15 protein-coding genes are annotated in these 19,668 nt (G+C 67.8%); 7 read left to right on the top strand and 8 right to left on the bottom strand.

Annotation, left to right across the window (positions count from 1 at the left end; genetic code table 11):
* Positions 1–18: 18 nt before the first annotated feature.
* Together hemL and HMPREF2630_RS05515 are read left to right on the top strand one after the other, a co-directional pair.
* The gene (gene hemL, locus HMPREF2630_RS05520) at positions 19–1,368 is read left to right on the top strand and encodes a glutamate-1-semialdehyde 2,1-aminomutase (RefSeq protein ID WP_070483790.1); all 1,350 of its coding nucleotides are present in this window, start codon (positions 19–21) and stop codon (positions 1,366–1,368) included.
* 29 nt (positions 1,369–1,397) lie between these two features.
* Positions 1,398–2,576, top strand: coding sequence for a sugar dehydrogenase (locus tag HMPREF2630_RS05515; RefSeq protein WP_070483788.1), 1,179 nt, complete (start codon positions 1,398–1,400; stop codon positions 2,574–2,576).
* 80 nt (positions 2,577–2,656) lie between these two features.
* On the opposite strand, the gene hemB is transcribed toward HMPREF2630_RS05515, so the two are convergent.
* The 7 genes from hemB to hemE form a co-directional block, all read right to left on the bottom strand.
* Positions 2,657–3,658, bottom strand: a complete 1,002-nt coding sequence (gene hemB / locus HMPREF2630_RS05510) for a porphobilinogen synthase (protein WP_070483786.1) — start codon at positions 3,656–3,658, stop codon at positions 2,657–2,659.
* Positions 3,659–3,726: 68 nt separating this feature from the next.
* The gene (locus HMPREF2630_RS05505; protein WP_070483785.1) at positions 3,727–4,701 is read right to left on the bottom strand and encodes a uroporphyrinogen-III synthase; all 975 of its coding nucleotides are present in this window, start codon (positions 4,699–4,701) and stop codon (positions 3,727–3,729) included.
* Positions 4,702–4,703: 2 nt separating this feature from the next.
* A complete protein-coding gene (locus HMPREF2630_RS05500) occupies positions 4,704–5,831 on the bottom strand; it encodes a hydroxymethylbilane synthase (RefSeq protein ID WP_070483784.1) in 1,128 nt (375 codons plus the stop codon).
* Positions 5,832–5,843: 12 nt separating this feature from the next.
* Positions 5,844–7,172, bottom strand: a complete 1,329-nt coding sequence (locus tag HMPREF2630_RS05495) for a ferrochelatase (RefSeq protein ID WP_210389020.1) — start codon at positions 7,170–7,172, stop codon at positions 5,844–5,846.
* A 209-nt stretch (positions 7,173–7,381) separates the two neighbouring features.
* Entirely contained in the window at positions 7,382–8,188 is an 807-nt protein-coding gene (gene hemQ / locus HMPREF2630_RS05490; RefSeq protein ID WP_070483782.1) for a hydrogen peroxide-dependent heme synthase, read from the bottom strand.
* Between the two features lie 151 nt (positions 8,189–8,339).
* On the bottom strand, positions 8,340–9,938 hold the full coding sequence (hemG, locus tag HMPREF2630_RS05485; protein WP_070483780.1) for a protoporphyrinogen oxidase: 1,599 nt from the start codon (positions 9,936–9,938) through the stop codon (positions 8,340–8,342).
* Positions 9,939–10,025: 87 nt separating this feature from the next.
* Positions 10,026–11,201 (bottom strand): uroporphyrinogen decarboxylase, encoded by a 1,176-nt coding sequence (hemE, locus tag HMPREF2630_RS05480; RefSeq protein WP_070483779.1) that lies wholly within the window; start codon positions 11,199–11,201, stop codon positions 10,026–10,028.
* 415 nt (positions 11,202–11,616) lie between these two features.
* Here hemE and HMPREF2630_RS05475 point away from each other — a divergent pair, with 415 nt between their 5' ends.
* From HMPREF2630_RS05475 to HMPREF2630_RS09465, 4 genes are all read left to right on the top strand, one after another.
* Positions 11,617–12,879: a glutamyl-tRNA reductase gene (locus HMPREF2630_RS05475; RefSeq protein ID WP_070483775.1), complete on the top strand. Its 1,263-nt coding sequence runs from the start codon at positions 11,617–11,619 to the stop codon at positions 12,877–12,879.
* A 236-nt stretch (positions 12,880–13,115) separates the two neighbouring features.
* Positions 13,116–13,343 carry a DUF3107 domain-containing protein gene (locus HMPREF2630_RS05470; RefSeq protein ID WP_049332104.1) on the top strand — a complete coding sequence of 76 codons (228 nt, stop codon included), beginning with the start codon at positions 13,116–13,118 and terminating at the stop codon, positions 13,341–13,343.
* A gap of 484 nt (positions 13,344–13,827) precedes the next feature.
* Positions 13,828–15,486 (top strand): DEAD/DEAH box helicase, encoded by a 1,659-nt coding sequence (locus tag HMPREF2630_RS05465; RefSeq protein ID WP_070483773.1) that lies wholly within the window; start codon positions 13,828–13,830, stop codon positions 15,484–15,486.
* 2 nt (positions 15,487–15,488) lie between these two features.
* Complete coding sequence (locus tag HMPREF2630_RS09465; protein ID WP_070483771.1) at positions 15,489–16,772, top strand: DNA-methyltransferase; 1,284 nt, start codon at positions 15,489–15,491, stop codon at positions 16,770–16,772.
* 202 nt (positions 16,773–16,974) lie between these two features.
* Here the strand turns inward: HMPREF2630_RS09465 and HMPREF2630_RS05455 are convergent, their stop codons facing one another.
* The gene (locus HMPREF2630_RS05455) at positions 16,975–17,898 is read right to left on the bottom strand and encodes a PHP domain-containing protein (protein WP_083298892.1); all 924 of its coding nucleotides are present in this window, start codon (positions 17,896–17,898) and stop codon (positions 16,975–16,977) included.
* Positions 17,899–18,101: 203 nt separating this feature from the next.
* Here HMPREF2630_RS05455 and HMPREF2630_RS05450 point away from each other — a divergent pair, with 203 nt between their 5' ends.
* The gene (locus HMPREF2630_RS05450; RefSeq protein WP_070483770.1) at positions 18,102–19,637 is read left to right on the top strand and encodes an aminopeptidase P family protein; all 1,536 of its coding nucleotides are present in this window, start codon (positions 18,102–18,104) and stop codon (positions 19,635–19,637) included.
* Positions 19,638–19,668: the final 31 nt, after the last annotated feature.

The raw sequence follows: 19,668 nt of genomic DNA, 5'->3' as shown, positions 1-19,668 counted from the left end.
TTGAAAGGCACCGATACGATGACCCCCTCCCCCACCCACCCGCTACACCACGAAGCCAGCGAGAAGCTATTCGAGCGTTCCCGCGCGGTGATTCCCGGCGGCGTGAACTCCCCGGTGCGCGCCTTCAATTCTGTGGGCGGCACTCCTGCGTTTGCGGCGAAGGCTAAGGGCCCCTACCTGTACGACGCGGACGGCAACGAATACGTTGACCTGGTCTGTTCCTGGGGCCCGTCGATTCTGGGCCACGCGCACCCGCAGGTCGTGGAGGCCGTTCAGCAGGCCGCCACGCGCGGCCTGTCCTTCGGTGCGGCGAGCGCCCCCGAGGCGGAGCTGGCCGAGCTGGTCATCAACCGCATTAACGCCGCGATTCCCGGCGCGATTGAGCAGGTGCGCATGGTGTCCACGGGTACCGAGGCGACCATGACCGCGATTCGCCTGGCCCGCGGCGTGACCGGCCGCGACAAGATTATTAAGTTTGCCGGCTGCTACCACGGCCACGTGGATGCGCTGCTCTCCGAGGCCGGTTCGGGCGTGGCAACCCTGGCGCTGCCCGGTTCTGCTGGCGTGACTGCCGCGACCGCCGCGGAGACCATCGTGCTGCCCTACAACGACCTGGACGCCGTGCGCGAGGCCTTCGAAACCCACGAGGGTCAGATTGCCGCCATCATCACCGAGGCGGCCCCCTGCAACATGGGCGTGGTCGCCCCCGAACCCGGCTTCAACCGCGGCCTGCACGAGATTGCCCACGCCAACGGCGCGCTCGTCATCTTTGACGAGGTGCTGACCGGTTTCCGCGTCTCCTCGGCCGGTTACTGGGGTTACGCGGCCCCCGAGGACGGCGGCTGGGTTCCCGATATCTTCACCTTCGGCAAGGTCATCGGCGGCGGCATGCCCATCGCGGCCCTGGCCGGTAAGCGCCGCATCATGGAGTACCTGGCCCCGGTCGGCCCGGTCTACCAGGCCGGCACCCTCTCGGGTAACCCGCTGTCGGTGGCCGCAGGCATTGAGACCCTGACCCTGGCCGACGAAGAGGTCTATAAGACCCTGGACGCCCGCAGCGCCCAGCTGCGCCGAGCCCTGACCGAGGCGTTCACCGCCGCGGGTGTGGACCACTCCATCCAGAACGCCGGTAACCTCTTCTCGGTGGCGTTCGGCACCTCCGAGAAGGGCGTGCACAACTACGCGGACGTCAAGGCCTCGGCAACCAGCCGCTACACCGCGTTCTTCCACTCGATGCTGGAGTCCGGCGTGTACCTGCCGCCGAGCGCGTTCGAGGCCTGGTTCGTCTCTGCCGCTCACGACGACGCGGCCATGGACCGCATCATCTCGGCTCTTCCGGCCGCCGCAGCTGCTGCCGCATCCGCCTAGACGCGAGCGAATAGAGAGAGGAGAAACCCATGGATTTGTCTGCCCTGGGAATTCCCCTGGAGCCGGTGCGTGATGTCTGGCTGATTGCCTTCATGGCGTACACCTTCGCCTGCCTGCTGGTGGATATCGCCTACCCGGTGAATATTCCCGCCGCCAAGGCGCGGGAGCTTTTCGTGGCGGTCAAGGGGGATCCCGTTGAGGCCGCGAGAATCCGCCTCGAGGATATGGCCGCGAGCGGTTTGCCGCTCTCTTCTGCCCAGAAGGGCTCGGTGACGAAGCGGGCAAAGAAGCAGCTGGAGAGCATCCCCGGCAGTAGCATCGTGGGCGGCTGGTTGCACGTGCTGATGTACGCGTGGGCGTGGGTCGTGATGGTGTCCATCTTTACGCTGTACTGGGACATCGCCTACGACGGCATCCTGCTACCGGCGCTCATCCTGCCGTTCCTCATGGTGTACGCGGGTGCCCGCTGGGGCCGCCGCAGCTGGCGTACGGCCCGCGGCTTCAGCGCCGATGAGCGCACGCTGGGCATGCCCCGCATCTACTCCGCGACCCTGGGTCGGCTGAGCGCGCCGTTCCGCGTGAAGGGTGCGGTTCCCGGCATCGGCCCGATTCGTCTGGACCGCGTTGGGTTCTGGATTCTGCAGTTCCTGGCGGCTCAGGCCCTGCTGTACTTCCTGTACTCGCTCTCGGGGCTCGAGATGGAGGATATCGCCCTCCCCTACGTTGGCCACACCTCGATGCTCCTGGGAATCGGCGCGGTAATCTCGCTCCTGACGGCGTGGGCGCAGGTACGCAGCTATATTCTGTTCAACCCCGATTCCTTCGTGACCGGCCGCGTGCTGCTGCCGGCGAAGACCCGCGAGTACTCGACGCTCCGGGCGTTCCGGGTGCTCCCGAATAACCCGGACGCGATTAAGACGGACGCGAAGGATCCCGCGCAGTGGAAGGTGGAGGTGATGCTCCCCAACGGCAGCAAGCGCACCTTCCCGCTGAAGGACCCGAATATTGACTGCCTGATTGCGCAGCTCGCGTTCAAGCTGGAGCAGGGGGATTGGGCTCGACTCGACTCCCCCGCCGACCGCGAGAAGCTGGCCGGGTACTTCCTGGACGGCCGCGCGATTTGCACGACCCTTGGTCACATCCCCGCGGGTAAGCACGCGGAGGAGGCGGCGCGCCGCGCATCCTTCCAGAAGGCGCAGTACAAGTAAACCGATAGCCGTATAACACTAAAGAAGCCACATGCTGTTCACACAGCATGTGGCTTCTCAGCGTTCAAAGAGGGAGGGATTTAGGCGTCCAGCTCGCGGAGCCAGCGGGCCGCCTCCGTACCGTAGTAGGTCAGGATAACGTCCGCACCGGCGCGGTGAATCGAACGCAGCGACTCCAGTACCACGGCCTTACGGTTAATCCAGCCATTTGCGGCGGCCGCCTCAATCATCGCGTACTCGCCCGACACCTGGTAGGCGGCCACGGGCACCGGCGAAAATTCCGCCACCTCACGCACAATATCCAGGTAGCTACCGGCAGGCTTCACCATAACCATATCCGCGCCCTCCTCCAGGTCAGCGCGCACCTCCAGCAGCGACTCGCGGCGGTTGGCCGGGTCCTGCTGGTAGGTCTTACGGTCGCCCTTAAAGGTCGACTCCACAGCGTCACGGAACGGGCCGAAGAACGCCGAAGCGTACTTCGCCGAATACGCCATAATCGACACATCCTCAAAGCCGGCCTCGTCCAGGGCGGCGCGCATGGCCGCAATCTGGCCGTCCATCATGCCCGAGGGCGAGACGGTGTGCGCACCCGCGCGGGCCTGCGAAACCGCCATCTTGCAGTACAGCTCCACGGTCTCGTCATTATCCACCACGAGCGTGCCGTGGCCGTCATCGACCAGCACGCCGCAGTGGCCGTGGCTCGTGAACTCGTCCAGGCAGGTGTCGGCCATGACCACCAGGTCGTCGCCGAACTCCTCGCGGCACACGGCAATCGCACGGTTCAGGATGCCCTGCGGATCCCAGGCGGTCGAGCCGATCTCGTCCTTATCCTCGTCGCGGGGAATACCGAACAGGTCGATGCAGCGGATGCCCGCCTCGTAGGCCTCGCGCACGGCGGGGATGATGCTCTTCAGGGTGTGCTGGTACTGGCCGGGCATGGAGCGAATCGGCTGCTTCTCGTCAATGCCGTCGCGCACGAAGAACACCTGAATCAGCTGCGAGGGGCGCAGGGTGGTCTCAGCGACGAGGGAGCGCATGGCTGCGGTGGTGCGCAGGCGGCGGGGACGGCGGGTGAGGTTCATGATCTCTCCTGAAAACTTCGATAGAAATATGTGGTCTTAGCTGTGGGGAACCTGCATGAGGGATGCGCCTAAATGAGGGATACGGCGGCGCGCGCCAAATCCCTCGGGGAGGGTGAATCGGCCTGCACGTGGCGCAGGTTGAGGGCGCGGCAGGCGGATGCGGTGGTCGCCCCAATCGCCACCACCGGCGGCACGGATTCGGGTCCTAGCGCGGGCGCGCCGTCGAGTAGGGCGTGCAGGCGGGAGGGGGCGGTCGCCACGATTACGTCCGGGTTGGGGGCGTCTGCGCCCCGCAGGAGGGCGCGGGCGGCACTGAGGCTCAGCTCGCCGGGCTCCACCCGCTCGGCCGGCACCATGTCGTAGAGCACGCGCGCGGTCACCGACCAGCCCAGGTTTTTGAGGCCCTCGCGCAGGGTCGGGCGGGCGTTGGAGCCCTCCAGAACCAGCACGGTGGCGGGCTTGGTTGAAGCGGGCCCGGCCGCGGCTGAATCGGTTGAGACAGCCCCGGCCGCGGGCCCTTCGAGCTCCGCGAGCATGCCGGCGGCGCTCTGAACGCTCGGCTGAAAGTCCGCGTCCAGCCCGAGCTGGGCGCGCACGGCGCGGGCGGTTGCCGCACCCACGCAGGCGATGCGCGCTCCCCCGGCGTGAACCGCGCGGGCGAAGTCCTCACCCCAGAGCTCGGCGCAGGCGCGCACCGTGTGTGCGCTCGTGAAGCTCACCCAGGCGTAGACCCCGGACTCCAGGAGCGTGGGAGCACCGCGCAACTCCTCGGTGGCGGGCACGGTGCGTGCCTGCTGCAGGGGCGCGAAGAGCACGCGAGGGGCCGCGGCGTTCCGCAGGCGGTCCTGCGAGGGGTCCCGCGGGCCCTCCCCGTTGTCACCTTCGCGGGTCTCTTCGCTGGTGCTTTCGCGAGCGGACGGTTTAGCGGCCCGCTCAGCCTCCCACTCCTCAGCGAGGGCGTGCGCGAAGGCCGCGCCCTGGGCCGCCGAGCGGGTCAGCAGAACCGTGGCACCCCGTTCGGCGGGGCGTTGCTCCTCGTCCATGGCTACTTGACGTCCAGACCGGCCAGGGCGGCGGCACCCATCTGCAGCAGGTCCTCGGCCACGCGCACGCCCAGACGCTCGGCGCCGGGCACATCCAGCTCGGAGGTCGCGGAGGTGTGACGCAGCAGGTCGGTGCCGTCCGGGGAGGCCACCACGGCGCTGAGCACCAGGTCGCCCTCAACGATCTCGGCGAAAGCGCCGATGGGGGCGGCGCATCCGGCCTCCAGGCGGCGCAGCAGGGCGCGCTCGGCGCTGACGGCCAGGCGCGTCTCGTAGTGGTTCGCGGTAATCAGCGCGCGGCCCAGGGAGCGGGTCGGTCGGGCCAGCTCGGCGTCGTCGAGCACGGCCGGATCGGGGTTGCCGAACTCGCTCTCGCGCACCTCCAGGGCCAGGGCGCCCTGGCCGGGGGCCGGCAGCATGCGGCTGGGGTCCAGGTACTCGGTAATTAGGTGTTCCTTGCCCAGGCGCTTGAGGCCGGAGACGGCCAGCACCACGGCGTCGCAATCGCCAAGGCGTTCGGTGCCCACGCCGCGGTCTGCGTGCTCGTCGGTCTCGGTATTCTGGCGAAGGACGACCTGCTTGCCGGAGTGCTCCTCGAGGCCCTTCACGCGGCCGATGCGGGTGCCCACGTTACCGCGGATATCCACGATCTCGAGGTCGGGTCGCAGGGCCCGCAGCTGGGCGGCTCGGCGCGGCGAGCCGGTGCCCACGCGGGAGCCCTCCGGCAGGGTGTCGACGGTGAGGCCGTCGCGGGCCACGAGGGCGTCGCGCGGGTCCTCACGCTTGAGGGTTGCGGCGACGACCAGGCCGGGGCAGGGCGCGGAGGGCAGGTCCTTCAGGGAATGAACGGCCATGTCCACGCGCTGCTCGGCGGGGGCGTCGGCACCGTCCAGCAGGCGCTGGCGCAGGGCGGCGGCGAACACACCGGTGCCGCCCAGGGTGGCCAGCGGGCCGGTGAGCACGTCGCCCTCGGTCTTGACGGTGCGCAGCTCGAAGCTCACGCTTTCGGCGGGCTCACCGCCCGGCTGGTGCTTGGCGTAAAGCTCGGTGACGGATTCGGCCGCCAGACGGCTCTGGGTGAGCGCGAGCGCGGAGCCTCGGGTGCCCAGAATGTACTCGCTGTGGCTCATTTCTCTCCTGCTCTAGTCCTCTTCGGACCGGTCGGTGCATCCGGTGCAATATTCGGCGATGACGGGTTTCTCCGCGCCACGGCCCGGCTTGCAGCAGCCCGGCTCGCACTCGTCGAACCAGCCGTACTGGCCGCTCGCGCTCGGGGCGCACACGCTCTCGCGACCGGGGCTCAGGTCGGCGGGAACGCCGTTCTCCACGCGCTCCTCAATCAGGCGGCGCAGCGACTCCACGTACGCCGGATGCGTACCGGGGGTCGGGGTGCGCACGGCCACCACGCCCAGGCGCTCACAGGTGTCCAGGGCCTCGGTGTCGAGGTCCCACTTCACCTCCATGTGGTCGGAGACGAAGCCGAGGGGCACCAGCACGACGCCTTCCACGGGGGCCTCGCCGTCCTCGCCGGGGTTGGCGGGGGTGGGCAGCGCCTCCAGGGCGTCGTTGACGTCCGGTTCCAGCCAGGGCATGGAGGGCGGGCCGGAGCGGGACTGGTACACCAGCTCCCATTCGACGTTCTGCAGAAGCTGCGGGGCCTCATCGCGCACGAGCGAAAGCACGGCGCGGGCGACCTGCAGATGCTTCTCCACGTAGGCGGAGCCGCCCTCGTAGTTCACGCCGCGCGGGCCCGCCTCGTTTGCGGCGGAGGTGGGTACCGAGTGGGTGCAGAACATGATGCGTAGGCGTGGATTGAGCGAACCGCTATCGCGTGCGGCAAGCTGTTCGCGCACCGTGGCCAGGCCGTCCTTCAGCCCGTCGGCGAAGGCGCGGGCGAAGCCGGGAACGTCAAAGAACTGGCGGATCTTGCCCACGTGCATGCGGCCCTCCAGGCCGAGCTGCTGAAGCGCGATGCCGTAGTCCTCGCGGTACTGGCGGCAGCTTGAGTAACCCGGGTAGGCGCTGGTGGCCAGCACCAGCACGTTGCGGTGGCCGTTCTCGTAGGCCTCGGCGAGCACGTCCTTCACGTAGGGCTTCCAGTTGCGGTTCGCCCAGGTAATCGGGATGTGCGGGCCGCGCTCGGCCAGCGCCTGCTGTAGCGCGGCGAGCAGGGCGCGGTTCTGCTCGTTAATCGGCGAAACACCGCCGTTGGCGCGGTAGTGGGTGGCGACCTCTTCGAGGCGCTCGTCCGGGATGCCGCGGCCGGCGGTCACGTTGCGCAGGAAGGGGATGACGTCCTCTTGGCCCTCGGGGCCGCCGAAGGAGGAGAGAATCACCAGGTCGTAGGGGCGGGGTTCCTCGGCGCGAACACGGATGATGGTCCGCTCGCTGCGGTACTCCCCCAGGGTCTGCTCGGTCAGCCGCGCCGGGCCGTTGGAGGCCGTGTTGGCGGGATCGGTGCGGTTGGGGATGACATCATCGGGCAGGAGGGAGCCGTTCAGGGTACCCTCGCCCGAGGGGTTTGTGTGTGCGGGGGCGAAACGCGCGGGACGCGCCGCCACCCCGGCCGCGCCGGCGGCGGAGGACGCAACCGAGGTGTTCTCGGCGGCGGCCTCTACCGCGCTGGACGAACCGGGGTGGGAGCAACCGCATCCGCGGGTAGCGCCGTGAGGCTGTTGGCTCACGCCAGAACCTCGGCTACTTCATCGGCACCGATGCGACGACCGGTGTAGAAGGGGGTGTCTTCACGAACGTGCAGGCGAGCCTCGGTGTTGCGGAAGTGGCGCATCAGGTCGACCAGGTCAACCAGCACAGGTGCTTCGAGAGCCAGGACCCACTCGTAGTCGTTCAGGCCGAACGATGCGACGGTATTGGCCAGAACCTGCGGGAAGTCGATGGCCTTCATGCCGTGGTTCTTCAGCATCTCGGCGCGACGCTCGGGGTTCATGTAGTACCAGTCGTAGGAGCGCACGAAGGGGTACACGCAGACCCAAGCCTCGGGGGCCTTGCCGCGGGCGTAGGCGGGTGCGTGGTTGCGGGTGAACTCGGCCTCGCGGTGAACGCCCATGGTGGACCAGACGATGGTGGTGCCGGAGAACAGTGCGGTGCGGCGAATCTTGCGCACGGCTGCCTGCAGCTTCTCGGGGCTCTGACCGTGGGTCCAAATCATGATGTCGGCGTTGTCGCGCATTGCGGAGACGTCGTAGATGCCGCGCAGGGTCACGCCCTCGGCGGCCAGCTGCTCGGCAACCTTCTCGAACTCAGCGCGGGCCTCGTCGGTGTTAGCCTCTGCCGGGCGTGCGCCGGAGCGTGCGAACACGGTGTACAGGGCGTAGTGCAGGGTTTCGCCCTCTTCGCGGCCGCGACGGTTCTCGTCGGCTGCGGAGTGCTGAACAGCGTAGCCCTTGGGTGCGCCACCGTAACCCTGGCCGGGGTGGGTGTAACCGCCGTGGCCGTGGCCGCCCTGTGCTGCGTGGGGGTGAGACATGGTTCTTCTCTTCCTTTCCTCAGCGGTAACCCGCTGTTCGTGGTGCGAGGCTTCCGTAGCCGCGCACCGGTTGATTAGTGAATATTCTGCGCTCTTCCCGCCCGAAGCGGTAGGAGGCATCCCACAGGCGTGGGAAGTCTTTGAGGGGACGCTACGCGCCCTTGGGCTTGGCGCCGGGGGTGCCGGGGGTGCCCGCCGCATCCTGCTTGGGTTCGGGGGCCTTCACGCTCTCCCAGTTCTGGGCGGCGTGGGTGATGAGGCGGTCCATCTGCTCGTAGGTGTCGCGCACCGTGGCCACGAGGCCCGAGCCTGCGGCCCAGGAGCCGACGGTGCTGAGCGTGCCCAGCTCGCTGGCGCGCTCGCGGAACTCCTGCACGCGCTTGCGGTGACCCGGCGTGGAGGCGGGCAGAACACCACGCCAGCGCACGACGTCCGCATCCACCAGATTGTTGCGGGTGAGCGGCACGTCCGTCATGCGGGTTGCGTCGCGCAGGGCCAGGGTGATGAGCTGCTCGTCGGCCAGGGCGACCTCGGAGAAGCGGGAGTCCTCGCCGCCTCGGCCGTAGGACAGGCGCACCACGTGGCGGTCCGGGCCGGCCTCGTCGGCCACCCACTGCCACTTGGCGGTCGCGTGGGTCAGGGCCTTGGCGCGCACGGCGGTGGCCTGTTCCGAGACGAGCAGGCCGGTGCCGCGGGGGTGCTGGTTGAGGGCCGGCGCATCTACGACGAGGGTCACGAGGGCGACCTCGGGGCCGGGTTCCACGGCGGGCAGGGCGGTGGAGACGTGCGGGCCGATGAGTCGGGCCACGGTCGGGCCGTCGGTGGCGAGCACCAGGTAGTCGGCGTAGAGGGGCGTGTTCTCGCCGTCAGTGGTGTGGCGCTGGATGATGAACCACTGGCCGGTGGATTCGTCGCGGTCCACGGCGATGACGTCAAAGTTGGTCACGATGCGCACGCCGGCCTCGTAGAGTTCCTCCACGAGACGCTCGGAGAGCTGGTTCATGCCGCCCACGATGCCCGCAACCTGCGAGCCGGCGGGGGCCGCCGAACGGAAGGCGGCCGCGGCTGCCGAGAGGGAGCCGTGCTTGCGCAGGGCCGCGCGCAGGCCGGGGATGGTGGCGTCCACGTCGAGCTTGTCGGGGTGGGTGGAGTACACGCCCGAGACCACGGGTGCGACCAGGTTATCGAGCACCTTCTGGCCCATGCGCAGGCGCACGAGCTCGCCCAGGGTCTTCGCCTTCTCGCCCACGGAGGCGGGCAGGAGGCGGTCCAGCTGGGCACGGCGCAGGCCGCTCTTACCGATGACGGGAATCAGCGACTTATCGCTCACATTGCCGGGAATACCCATAATGCCGGTGCTGGGGGTGCGGCAGGCTCCCTGCGGCAGGTACAGCCAGGAACCGTAGGAATTGGGGGTGACGATCTGATCGCCCAGGCCGAGCTCCTCGACGAGTTCGCGCACGATGGGGCTGCGGGTTGCGAAGGATTCGGCGCCGGAGTCCAGCAGTAGACCGCCGACTTCGTGCGCGCCCACGGCACCGCCGAGGTGGGGACGCTGCTCGAGCAGGGTCACCCGCAGGCCTGCCGCGGCAAGGCGGCGGGCCGCAATCAGGCCGGAGGGGCCGCCGCCGATAACGATCGCGGTGGGCGCCTTGTCGTTGGCGCGGTGAGCCGCTCGTGCCGCCAGACGTGCGGTGGAGGACTGTCCCTGCGCGGTGTATCGGTGCGCCTGGTTATCGTGATTCCCCATGGTTTTCTCCTTTGTCTGTCAGCTGGTGGCCGGTGGTTGTGGGTTCCCACGGTGCCGATTCTACGCCGGCCCCGCGAGTTCGTCGCCCTAGTTCGCCGTCTTCTCGTGAATGTAGCGAACCAGGTCGGTCAGTACCTGCGGGTCGGTGGTCGGGGGTACGCCGTGGCCGAGGTTCACCACGTGCGAGGGGGCGGCGGAGCCTTCGGCGAGGACTTCGTCCACGTGCGCGTAGAGGCTTTCGGAGCCCGCGGCGAGCAGGGCCGGGTCAATGTTGCCCTGCAGGGGTACGGCGCCGTTGAGCAGGGTGTTTGCGGCGGAGAGCGGCAGGCGGTAGTCCACGCCGATGACGTCCGCGCCGGCCTCGTGCATCGCGGGCAGCAGCGCGGCGGTACCGGTGCCGAAGTGGATGCGCGGCACGCCGTACTCGCGCACGGCGTCCAGGGTCTCGGCGGAGTGCTGCTGCACGTAGCGGCGGTAGTCGCCCTCGCCGAGGGAGCCCGCCCACGAGTCGAAGAGCTGCACGGCGGAGGCACCCGCCTCAATCTGCGCGCGCAGGAACTGGCCGGCGGTGCGGGCGGCCCAGGAAGCCAGCTCGTGCCAGGCGGCGGGGTCGGCGTGCATCATGGTGCGCGGGCGCAGGTGGTCGCGGGAGGGTCCGCCCTCAACCATGTAGGCGGCCACGGTGAAGGGTGCGCCGGCGAAGCCGATGAGCGGGGTATCGCCGAGCATTTCGACGGTTGCGGCGATGGCCTCACGGATGGGGTCCAGGGCGCTTTCGGTCAGCTCGGGCAGGGCGCGCACATCCTCGAGGGTGCGCACGGGGCGGTCGAGGACCGGGCCCTTACCGGGCACGATGTCCACGTTGACGCCCGCGAGCTTCATGGGGATGACGATGTCGGAGAAGAAGATGCCGGCGTCGACCTTGTGGCGGCGGACGGGTTGCACGGTGATTTCCGCGGCCAGTTCGGGGGTGAGGCAGGCTTCCAGCATGGGGATGCCCTCGCGTACCCGGCGGTACTCGGGCAGGGAGCGGCCGGCCTGGCGCATGAACCAGACGGGGCGGTGGCTTGAGGGGCGGCCGGTGAGGGCCTGGAGCATAGGCGAGGATGCGGCGGTTCCGGCGCGCAGGGGGTGCTGTGCGGGTAGGTGCGCGAGCTGCTCGTCGGTGAGCAGGGGGCGCTGTGCGTCGGTGGGGTGCGTGGGCAGGGTCTGCGAGGGTGCAGAGCTTTCGGCCGGAAGTGTGTGCTGCTGGTTTTCGCTCATAGTGTCTAGTGTGACAGGTTTATGTGGGCGTTTTTACGACACTTTGTCACGCTTAGGTTCCCCCAAGGTTCACTATGTTATGTGTCAGGCTTACCTTATCTGATCCGCGATGTAGCGGGAGCAGGGCGAGGCTATTCGCGGCCACCGATGAATAAAACCCCTAGTGGGAGGCTCATAAGGCATCATTTGGAGAGCCGGGAACCCAGCGAAAGTGATTATTTATACATTGGGTCATATGACCCGCAACGACCCGTGTTTACTTTCCTTATCTCCCGTGCCTATTTTTGAGCCCTTTAGAAAGTAGTTGCTCCCCGTTATTCCTCATCCGCACCCCGCCAACATGACACTTCATGAAGTCACTTAGGTTATGCGCGCTTTACAGCCCGTCACCCCCGGCGGTTATGATTAGTCACTAGTGAGTACTTATGCATTTGTGGCATCGCACCACACAGTAGATCTAACCACCGTCGCTGCCCTGAGCGCCGGTGCCTCTGGCATACCCGACGTCCTCTCTAGCGACGACGCCCGTCAGCTGGGCGTGACCGGTTCGGTGGTCCTGGCCACCTGCAACCGCCTCGAGATGTACGTCCAGCTCCCTATTGCCGCGCACCTGCCCGCCATCCGCGACATGATTACCTCCAGCATCTCCGGTCGGTCCGGACTGGATTCCGCGCTCGTCTCCGGCAGCTTCGACCTGTACGAGGGCGAGGACGCCGTCCGCCACCTGCTGACGGTCGCCTCCGGCTTGGAGTCCGCCGTCGTGGGTGAGCGCGAGATTGCCGGCCAGGTACGCCGCGCCCTCGCCTCCGCCCAGGAGAAGGCACAGCGGGATGAGCGCCCCCTGCCCGGCGAGCTGGTTCAGCTCTTCGAACACGCCGCGCACACGGCCCGCCAGGTCGGCCAGCACACCCTCCTGGGCTCGCAGGGACGCTCCATCGTCTCTGTGGCCCTGGATTTGGCCGACGAGGTGACCGAGAAGGATTGGCCCACCCGCCGCGCCCTGGTGTTCGGCACTGGCGCCTACGCGGGCGCCACGATTGCGGCCCTGCGCGACCGCGGCTGCACCGACATCTGGGTGAACTCCCGTTCCGGACGCGCCCCCGAGTTCGCCGCCAAGCGCGATGTTTTCGCGGTGCCCGAGGGCGGCACGGAGCAGGCCATGGCCGAGGCCGACCTGATTATCGGTTGCTCGGGCGGCTCCGCACCGCTTCAGCCCGAGCAGATTCCCGCCGGTCACCACACGATCCTCGACCTGGCCCTCTCGCGCGACTTCGATCCCTCTGTGGCCGACCTGCCGAACGTCGAGCTGATTACGCTCGAGTCGGTGCGCCTGGCCGCCCCCGAAGAGACCGAGGAGGCCGTGGCCACCGCGCTGCGCATCGTGGAGTCCGAGCTGGCCGCCTTCCTGTCACGCCAGCGCGCCCGCACGATTGACTCGGCCATTGTGGCCCTGCGCTCGCACACGATGGCGGTGCTCGACTCCGAGCTGGAGAAGGCCCGCAACCAGTTCGGATGCGGTGCCGCCGCCGAGCAGCTGGAAATCGCGATGCGCCGCACCGTGAAGTCCCTGTTGCACACCCCGACGGTGCGCGCGAAGATGCTGGCGGCTCAGGGCCGCACGGACGAGTACGTGCACGCACTGGAGGTTCTGTACGGTATTCAGGTTGCTGACGACTAGGCGATAGAGCTTGTGTATTGGGCCCGGCGAACATGCGCGCCGGGCCCTTTCCGTGCCCGCTGTACCCGGCATATGCTCAGCCCAGCTCGCTCTCAGCCCGGGGCGAAGTGCCCGCGGCGGGCCGTACCGCGGGGCACTCGCGCGCTAGAGTAGAGGGTAGAGACAGAACGAAGCAGAGGCGCGCCCCGACCGCGGTTGGCCGGCGGCGAGCCCCGAAAGTATCCGCAAGGAGAACCATGGAAATCAAGATTGGCGTTCGCCACAACACCCGCGAAATCGTTGTCGAGACCAGCGAGGCTAAGGAAATTCTCACCGAGAAGGTCACCAAGGCCATCGAGGACGGCTCGATCCTGGAAATCATGGACGATAAGGGCAACACCACCCTGATTCCCGGCGGCCAGATCAGCTACGTCGAACTCGGTAGCGACGCCAAGCGCCACGTGGGCTTCGGCATCGGCGCCTAATCGCCGCATCGTACCCTGCACGCCCCGCCGCTCCGCGATTCACCCGCGGAGCGGCGGGGCGCTGCGCATCCGCGGGGCCTCTCGCAGTGTTCCTCGCCCCTTTCCGCATTCCTCCCGCACGCCTCCGCACCGGCCGCGAGGGGCGTACACCACAGCCTCCCGATGGTGCGTTCCGGAGCGATCCGGGTTAATATTGAGGGGTTAAGTGAATGACCGGTCGTACCCACCCTGTACCCCGAGTATCACGCCGCAGCGCGGCACCGCACCCCGGCACCCCCTACGCCGGGCGGCGAGCCCGCAACACCGCACCGGCCCACCCGCCGGACCAGCTCGAGCGCGGCGTTCTCGGAAGAATTTCCCGCACTAGAATTTCCCGCGGCCGGCTTTCGATATCGACCGGCCATTGCACAGCCCCGCTGGCACTGGCCCCTACCCCTTCGGGGAGACGACACACCCCGCGCGCGGGGTAGAAAGATACGGTCCAGTGACTGATACGAATACGCAGGAAACCGCTCAGCAGCCCAAGTCCTTCGCGGACTTCGGCGTACGCCAAGACATTAGCGACGCCCTCGCCGAAGTGGGCATCACCTCCCCCTTCCCCATTCAGGAGCTCACCCTTCCCGTGGCCCTGTCCGGCCAGGACATCATCGGCCAGGCCAAGACCGGTACCGGTAAGACCCTCGGCTTCGGTCTGCCCACCATCCAGCGCGTGGTCGGCCGCGACGACGAGGGTTGGGCCGACCTGGAGTACCCCGGCGCACCCCAGGCCCTGATTCTGGTTCCCACCCGCGAGCTCGCCATTCAGGTGGGCGACGACCTGGCTCTCGCCGCGAAGCTGCGCAACGCCCGCGTCGCAACCCTCTACGGTGGCGTGCCGATTGAGCCGCAGGCCGAGCTACTGCGCCGCGGCCTGGAAGTGGCCGTGGGCACCCCCGGCCGCATCATCGACCTGTACAAGCAGGGCTTCCTGAACCTCAAGCAGGTCAAGATTGTGGTCCTCGACGAGGCCGACGAAATGCTGGACCTGGGCTTCCAGCCCTCGGTGGAGAAGATTCTCAGCTACCTGCCCGAGAAGCGTCAGAGCATGCTGTTCTCCGCCACCATGCCCGGCCCCGTGATTGCCATGGCGCGCCAGTACATGACCAAGCCCATGCGCATTAGCGCCGCCGACCCCGAGGACGCCTCGAAGACCAAGGCGTCGATTCGCCAGGTCGTCTACCGCGCCCACCACCTCGACAAGGACGAGATGATTGGCCGCATCCTGCGCGCCACGGGCCGCGGCCGCACCATCATCTTCACCAAGACCAAGCGTGACGCCGCCCGCGTGGCCGAGGAGCTCGTCAACCGCGGCTTCGCGGCCGCTCCCCTGCACGGCGACCTGAACCAGGTGGCCCGTGAGCAGGCGCTGAAGGCTTTCCGCACCGGCAAGGTCGACATCCTGGTCGCCACCGATGTGGCCGCCCGCGGTATCGACGTCGACGACGTGACCCACGTGATTAACCACCGCGTGCCCGAGGACGAGAAGACCTACCTGCACCGCACCGGGCGCACCGGCCGCGCGGGCAACGAGGGTACCGCGATCACCCTGGTGGACTGGGACGACCTGCCCCGCTGGAAGGCCATCAACGACGCCCTCGAGCTGGGCGTGCCCGAACCTGTGGAGACCTACTCTTCCTCCGAGCACCTCTTCTACGACCTAAACATTCCGCTCGGTACGAAGGGCCGCCTGCCCCGCGAGGAGCGCGTGGCCGAGGGCATGGGCGACGAGTTCTTCGCCAACGCCCGCGAGGAGCGCGAAAGCCGTGACGGTCGCGGTTCCCGCCGCGATTCCCGTGGACGCGGTGGCCGTTCCCGCGACGGTGAGAAGGGCGGCCGCCGCGGTGGCCGTTCCCGCGATGGCGAGAAGGGCGGCCGTTCCGAGGGCCGCCGCCGCTCTGAGCGCTCGGCTGAGCGTTCCTCCGAGCGTTCGGGTTCTGAGTCCGAGGCACCCCGCGCCGAGCGTGCGCCCCGCCAGCGTCGCCGCACCCGCCGCGTTGAGGGCCAGCCGGTGGAGGGCAAGTCCGCGGAGCGTCAGCCGCGCCGCCGCACCCGCCGCCGTTCCTCCGAGCGTTCCGGCGCCGAGCGCCCCGGTGCTGAGGGCTAGGGTTGGGTATCTCAGTATCCCCGGCGCCCGCCGTGCCCTCCCCCGCCGAGCCGGGTGACGCCTCCGCGCAGCCCGGCCTGCGTTCGGGCACGTTCGACCCGCAGGGCCCCTCCCTGATTGTGCAGGCCGATAACCTGCACTACCTGCGCGAGCTACCCGACGGCGCGTTCACGGTCATCTACATTGACCCGCCCTTCAACACGGGCAAAAAGCAGACGCGCCGCACGCTGAGCTCGGAGGCCTCCGAGAAGGGCGACCGCACCGGGTTCAAGGGCAAGAGCTACTCGAGCACCCTGCAGACCCTGGCGAGCTACAACGACTCCTTCGAGGACTATTGGGCGTTCCTGGCCCCGCGCATTGAGCAGGCGCACCGCCTGCTCGCGCAGGACGGCACCCTGTACCTGCACCTGGATTGGCGCGAAGTGCACTACGTGAAGATCATGTGCGACATGATTTTTGGGCGTGAGAACTTCATTAACGAGCTGATTTGGGCGTACGACTACGGCGCGAAGTCCACGCGCCGCTGGCCGACCAAGCATGACAACATCCTCGTGTACGCGAAGGATCACCGCAGCTACTACTTCAACACCGCCGAGGTAGACCGCGAACCGTACATGGCCCCCGGCCTGGTGACCGAGGAGAAGGCCTCGCGCGGCAAGCTCCCCACGGACGTGTGGTGGCACACGATTGTCTCGCCGACGGGTAAGGAGAAGACGGGTTATCCCACGCAGAAGCCCACCGGCCTGCTGCGCCGCATGATTGCGGCAAGCTCCCGCCCGGGCGATTGGGTGCTGGATTTCTTCGCGGGTTCGGGGTCGACGGGCGCGGCGGCGGCTCAGCTGGGCCGCAAGTTCGTGTGCGTGGACCAGAATCCCCCGGCGATTGAGGTCATGGCGAAGCGCCTGAACGTGGACCCGGTCTCTTTCGAGGCGTACCGCGGCGTGCCCCGCGGGGCGAGCGTGCTGTTCACCCCCAAGCGCACGGTGGGCGTGCGCGGCGGTACGAGCCGAGACGCGCTGACGGCGGCGAGCCGCCACGCGCTCAAGGCTGTGCTGGAGACGCTGACCGAGACGACCCACCCGGTTGAGGGCGCCTCGTGCAAGTTTGTGCGTCACTGGTCGATGGATGCGGTGGACCGGAAGATGCGCGTCGACGGGCGGAACGAACTGCGCCGTCAGCGCCAGCGCCAGGCGCGCGCGAAGGCTCGCGCGGCGAAGGCTGCGGAGGCCGCCGCCTCCACGGCCGATGAGGTGCTGCAGCACCGGGCCTCCCGCGAGAGCCTGTAACCGCGCGGCCGGTTCTGCTTTTCAGGCCGGCTCAGCTCGTTCGACCTGCCCGGTAATTCGGGCCGGCTTAACCGCGCCGCCAGAGGCGCAACCCGTATGCGAAAAGGGGCGGGACGGAATCTTCTGAGGTTCCGTCCCGCCCCTGCGTGGGCTCGTTGAATAGGCGTGAATAGGCGTGAATAGGTGCGGCCCGTCAGCCGCCCTACGCGATCTGTTCGCGGATGCGCGCCACCGTGGCCGCGTCCGTCGTGTTTTCGCCCAGCAGGTTCGGCTTACCCGCGCCGTGGTAGTCGCTCGAACCGGTCACCAGCAGGTCGGTGCCCGCCGCGCGGCGCTCCTCAATAAACTTCAGCAGGCGCGCGCGGTCTTCCGCGGAGTTCTCGCGGTGGTACACCTCCACGCCGGCCAGGCCCGCATCCACCAGCTTGCCCAGGTACTCCAGGCTCAGGGCGGGCCCGCGCATCGTGCTCATGGGGTGCGCGATGACCGGCACGCCGCCGGCCTCGCGGACCAGGCGCACCGCCTCCACCGGGTCCAGGGCCTGCTGGGGCACGTAGTAGGGGCTGCCCGTGTAGAGCAGGCGGTTGAAGGCCTCGGTGCGGTCCTGCACGATTCCGGCGGCGACCAGCGCGTCGGCGATGTGCGGGCGGCCCACGGCGGCGTTGCCCTCCCCCACCTGCGCGAGCACGTCGTCCCAGGTCAGCGGGTAGTCGGCGGCCAGGCGTTCGAGGATGGCGCGGGCGCGGCCCTCGCGGCTGAGGCGAATCTGCTCCACGCGGTGTGCAAGCTCGGAGCGCACCGGGTCGAATCCATAGGCCAGCAGGTGAATCGTCTTCGTGCGGGGGCGGTCCTCGGTGTAGTGGTAGCGGCAGGAGAACTCGGCGCCGGGCAGAAAGTCCAGGCCGTGTTCCTCGGCCAGGCGGGAGGCCCTATCCCACCCGGATGCGGTGTCGTGGTCGGTCAGGGCGAACCCGGCCAGCCCGGTTTGGGCGATGAGCTGCACCAGCTCTTCAAGGCTCTGGGTGCCGTCTGAGATGGCGGAGTGGATGTGCAGATCGTAGCGTCCGTTGTGCTCTCGACCTTCCGGGGCCGTCGGGGCCGTCGGGTTCGTCTCTGCCTGGCTCATGTGCCGCTCCGTCTCCTCACCCCGTACGGGTGCTCGCGCCGCCTCACGCGGCGGGGCCCGTTTCTCGGGGATTTGTGTCTGAATGGTGTCTACGGTGTCTTTCTCTTCTTCCACCCTACCAACATTGGCGGCGGCCCACCGACTATTTGGTCGTGGGGACCCGAATATGCGCCCATCTGTGGCGAAGGCGATATGATTAAGGCATGACTGAGAACAATAAGAAGAGCACCGAAGCTCAGAAGACTGATCACCGCAGCACCCCCAAAGCGTCTGCGTTTACCGAATTCATCGCTAAGGACTGGGCCAAGGCCGAGGACGGCGGCTACACCCGCGAGCCCGTAGCAGACTACGCAGCTGAGCGCCGCGCCAAGATTTCCAAGGCTTTCCCCGGCGAGCGCCTGGTTCTGCCCGCAGGCCCGCTGAAGGTCCGTTCGAACGACTGCGATTACCGCTTCCGTCCGCACTCGGCCTTCGCTCACCAGACCGGTCTGGGCGTTGACCACGAGCCGGACGCCGTGCTGATTTTTGAGCCCGTCGAGGAGGGTACCGGCGACAACGGTTCCAACCACGAGGTGACCCTGTACTTCCGCCCGCTGGCCGGCCGCGACACCACCGAGTTCTACGCCGATGCACGCTACGGCGAGTTCTGGGTTGGCCCCCGCCCGACCTTGAAGGAGTTCTCGGAGCGTTTCGGCATCCGCACCCGCGACCTGTCCGAGCTTGAGGTGGCCATCACCAAGAACGCCGGCAACCAGGGTCTGGGCGGCGTGAACATCCGCCTGGTCCGCAACGTTGACCCGGCTGTTGACGCTCTCGTTGACACCTCCCGCTACAACACCGGCGTGGAGCTGGAGCAGGCTGACAAGCTGGACTCCGAGCTGGCCGTGGCTCTTTCCGAGGCTCGCCTGATTAAGGACGCTATCGAGGTTGAGAACCTGCAGCGTTCCGTTGACATGACCGTCAAGGGCTTCGAAGAGGTCGTGCGCGAGCTGCCCAAGGCCGTGAAGCACCACCGCGGCGAGCGCGTGGTTGAGACCGCGTTCTTCTCCGTGGCACGTACCGACGGTAACGACCTGGGCTACGACACCATCGCGGCCTGCGGTAACAACGCAACCATCCTGCACTGGATTCGTAACAACGGCACCGTGGACGAGGGCAAGCTGCTGCTGCTGGACGCCGGTGTTGAGGACGACACCCTGTACACCGCTGACGTGACCCGCACCTTCCCCGTGAACGGCAAGTTCACCGAGGTTCAGGCGAAGGTCTACAACGCCGTGCTGGATGCCGCCGACGCCGCATTCGCTGTGGCTAAGCCGGGCACCAAGTTCTACGAGATCCACGAGGCCGCCATGAACGTTCTGGCGCACCGCCTGGAAGAGTGGGGCCTGCTGCCGGTTTCCGCTGATATTTCGCTCACCGTTGAGGGCGGTCAGCACCGCCGCTGGATGCCGCACGGCACCAGCCACCACCTGGGCCTGGACGTGCACGACTGCGCGCAGGCTAAGGCTGAGCTTTACATGTGGGCTGAGCTGGAGCCGGGCATGGTCTTCACCATCGAGCCGGCCCTGTACTTCAAGGACGAGGACCTGTCGGTTCCCGAGGAGTACCGCGGCATCGGCATCCGCCTGGAGGACGACGTGCTCTGCACCGAGGACGGCAACGTGAACCTCTCCGCTGCACTGCCTCGCACCGTCGAGGAGATTGAGGAGTGGATGGCTAAGCTCTCCAAGGAGGCGTAACCCCATCCCCGCCGGACGTACCGGTTAGTAC

This window comes from Rothia sp. HMSC072B03 (assembly GCF_001809565.1).
GTDB lineage: Bacteria > Actinomycetota > Actinomycetes > Actinomycetales > Micrococcaceae > Rothia > Rothia mucilaginosa_A.
This window is presented reverse-complemented; position numbering and strand designations above follow the sequence as displayed.

What these genes read in the sequence shown, in the direction of transcription:
- hemL (WP_070483790.1), top strand. Translation starts at nt 19, where the DNA reads ATGACCCCCTCCCCCACCCACCCGCTACACCACGAAGCCAGCGAGAAG.
- HMPREF2630_RS05515 (WP_070483788.1), top strand. Translation starts at nt 1,398, where the DNA reads ATGGATTTGTCTGCCCTGGGAATTCCCCTGGAGCCGGTGCGTGATGTC.
- HMPREF2630_RS05455 (WP_083298892.1), bottom strand. Translation starts at nt 17,898, where the DNA reads ATGAGCCAGGCAGAGACGAACCCGACGGCCCCGACGGCCCCGGAAGGT.
- hemQ (WP_070483782.1), bottom strand. Translation starts at nt 8,188, where the DNA reads ATGTCTCACCCCCACGCAGCACAGGGCGGCCACGGCCACGGCGGTTAC.
- HMPREF2630_RS05500 (WP_070483784.1), bottom strand. Translation starts at nt 5,831, where the DNA reads ATGAGCCACAGCGAGTACATTCTGGGCACCCGAGGCTCCGCGCTCGCG.
- HMPREF2630_RS05470 (WP_049332104.1), top strand. Translation starts at nt 13,116, where the DNA reads ATGGAAATCAAGATTGGCGTTCGCCACAACACCCGCGAAATCGTTGTC.
- HMPREF2630_RS05450 (WP_070483770.1), top strand. Translation starts at nt 18,102, where the DNA reads ATGACTGAGAACAATAAGAAGAGCACCGAAGCTCAGAAGACTGATCAC.
- HMPREF2630_RS05505 (WP_070483785.1), bottom strand. Translation starts at nt 4,701, where the DNA reads ATGGACGAGGAGCAACGCCCCGCCGAACGGGGTGCCACGGTTCTGCTG.
- hemB (WP_070483786.1), bottom strand. Translation starts at nt 3,658, where the DNA reads ATGAACCTCACCCGCCGTCCCCGCCGCCTGCGCACCACCGCAGCCATG.
- hemG (WP_070483780.1), bottom strand. Translation starts at nt 9,938, where the DNA reads ATGGGGAATCACGATAACCAGGCGCACCGATACACCGCGCAGGGACAG.
- hemE (WP_070483779.1), bottom strand. Translation starts at nt 11,201, where the DNA reads ATGAGCGAAAACCAGCAGCACACACTTCCGGCCGAAAGCTCTGCACCC.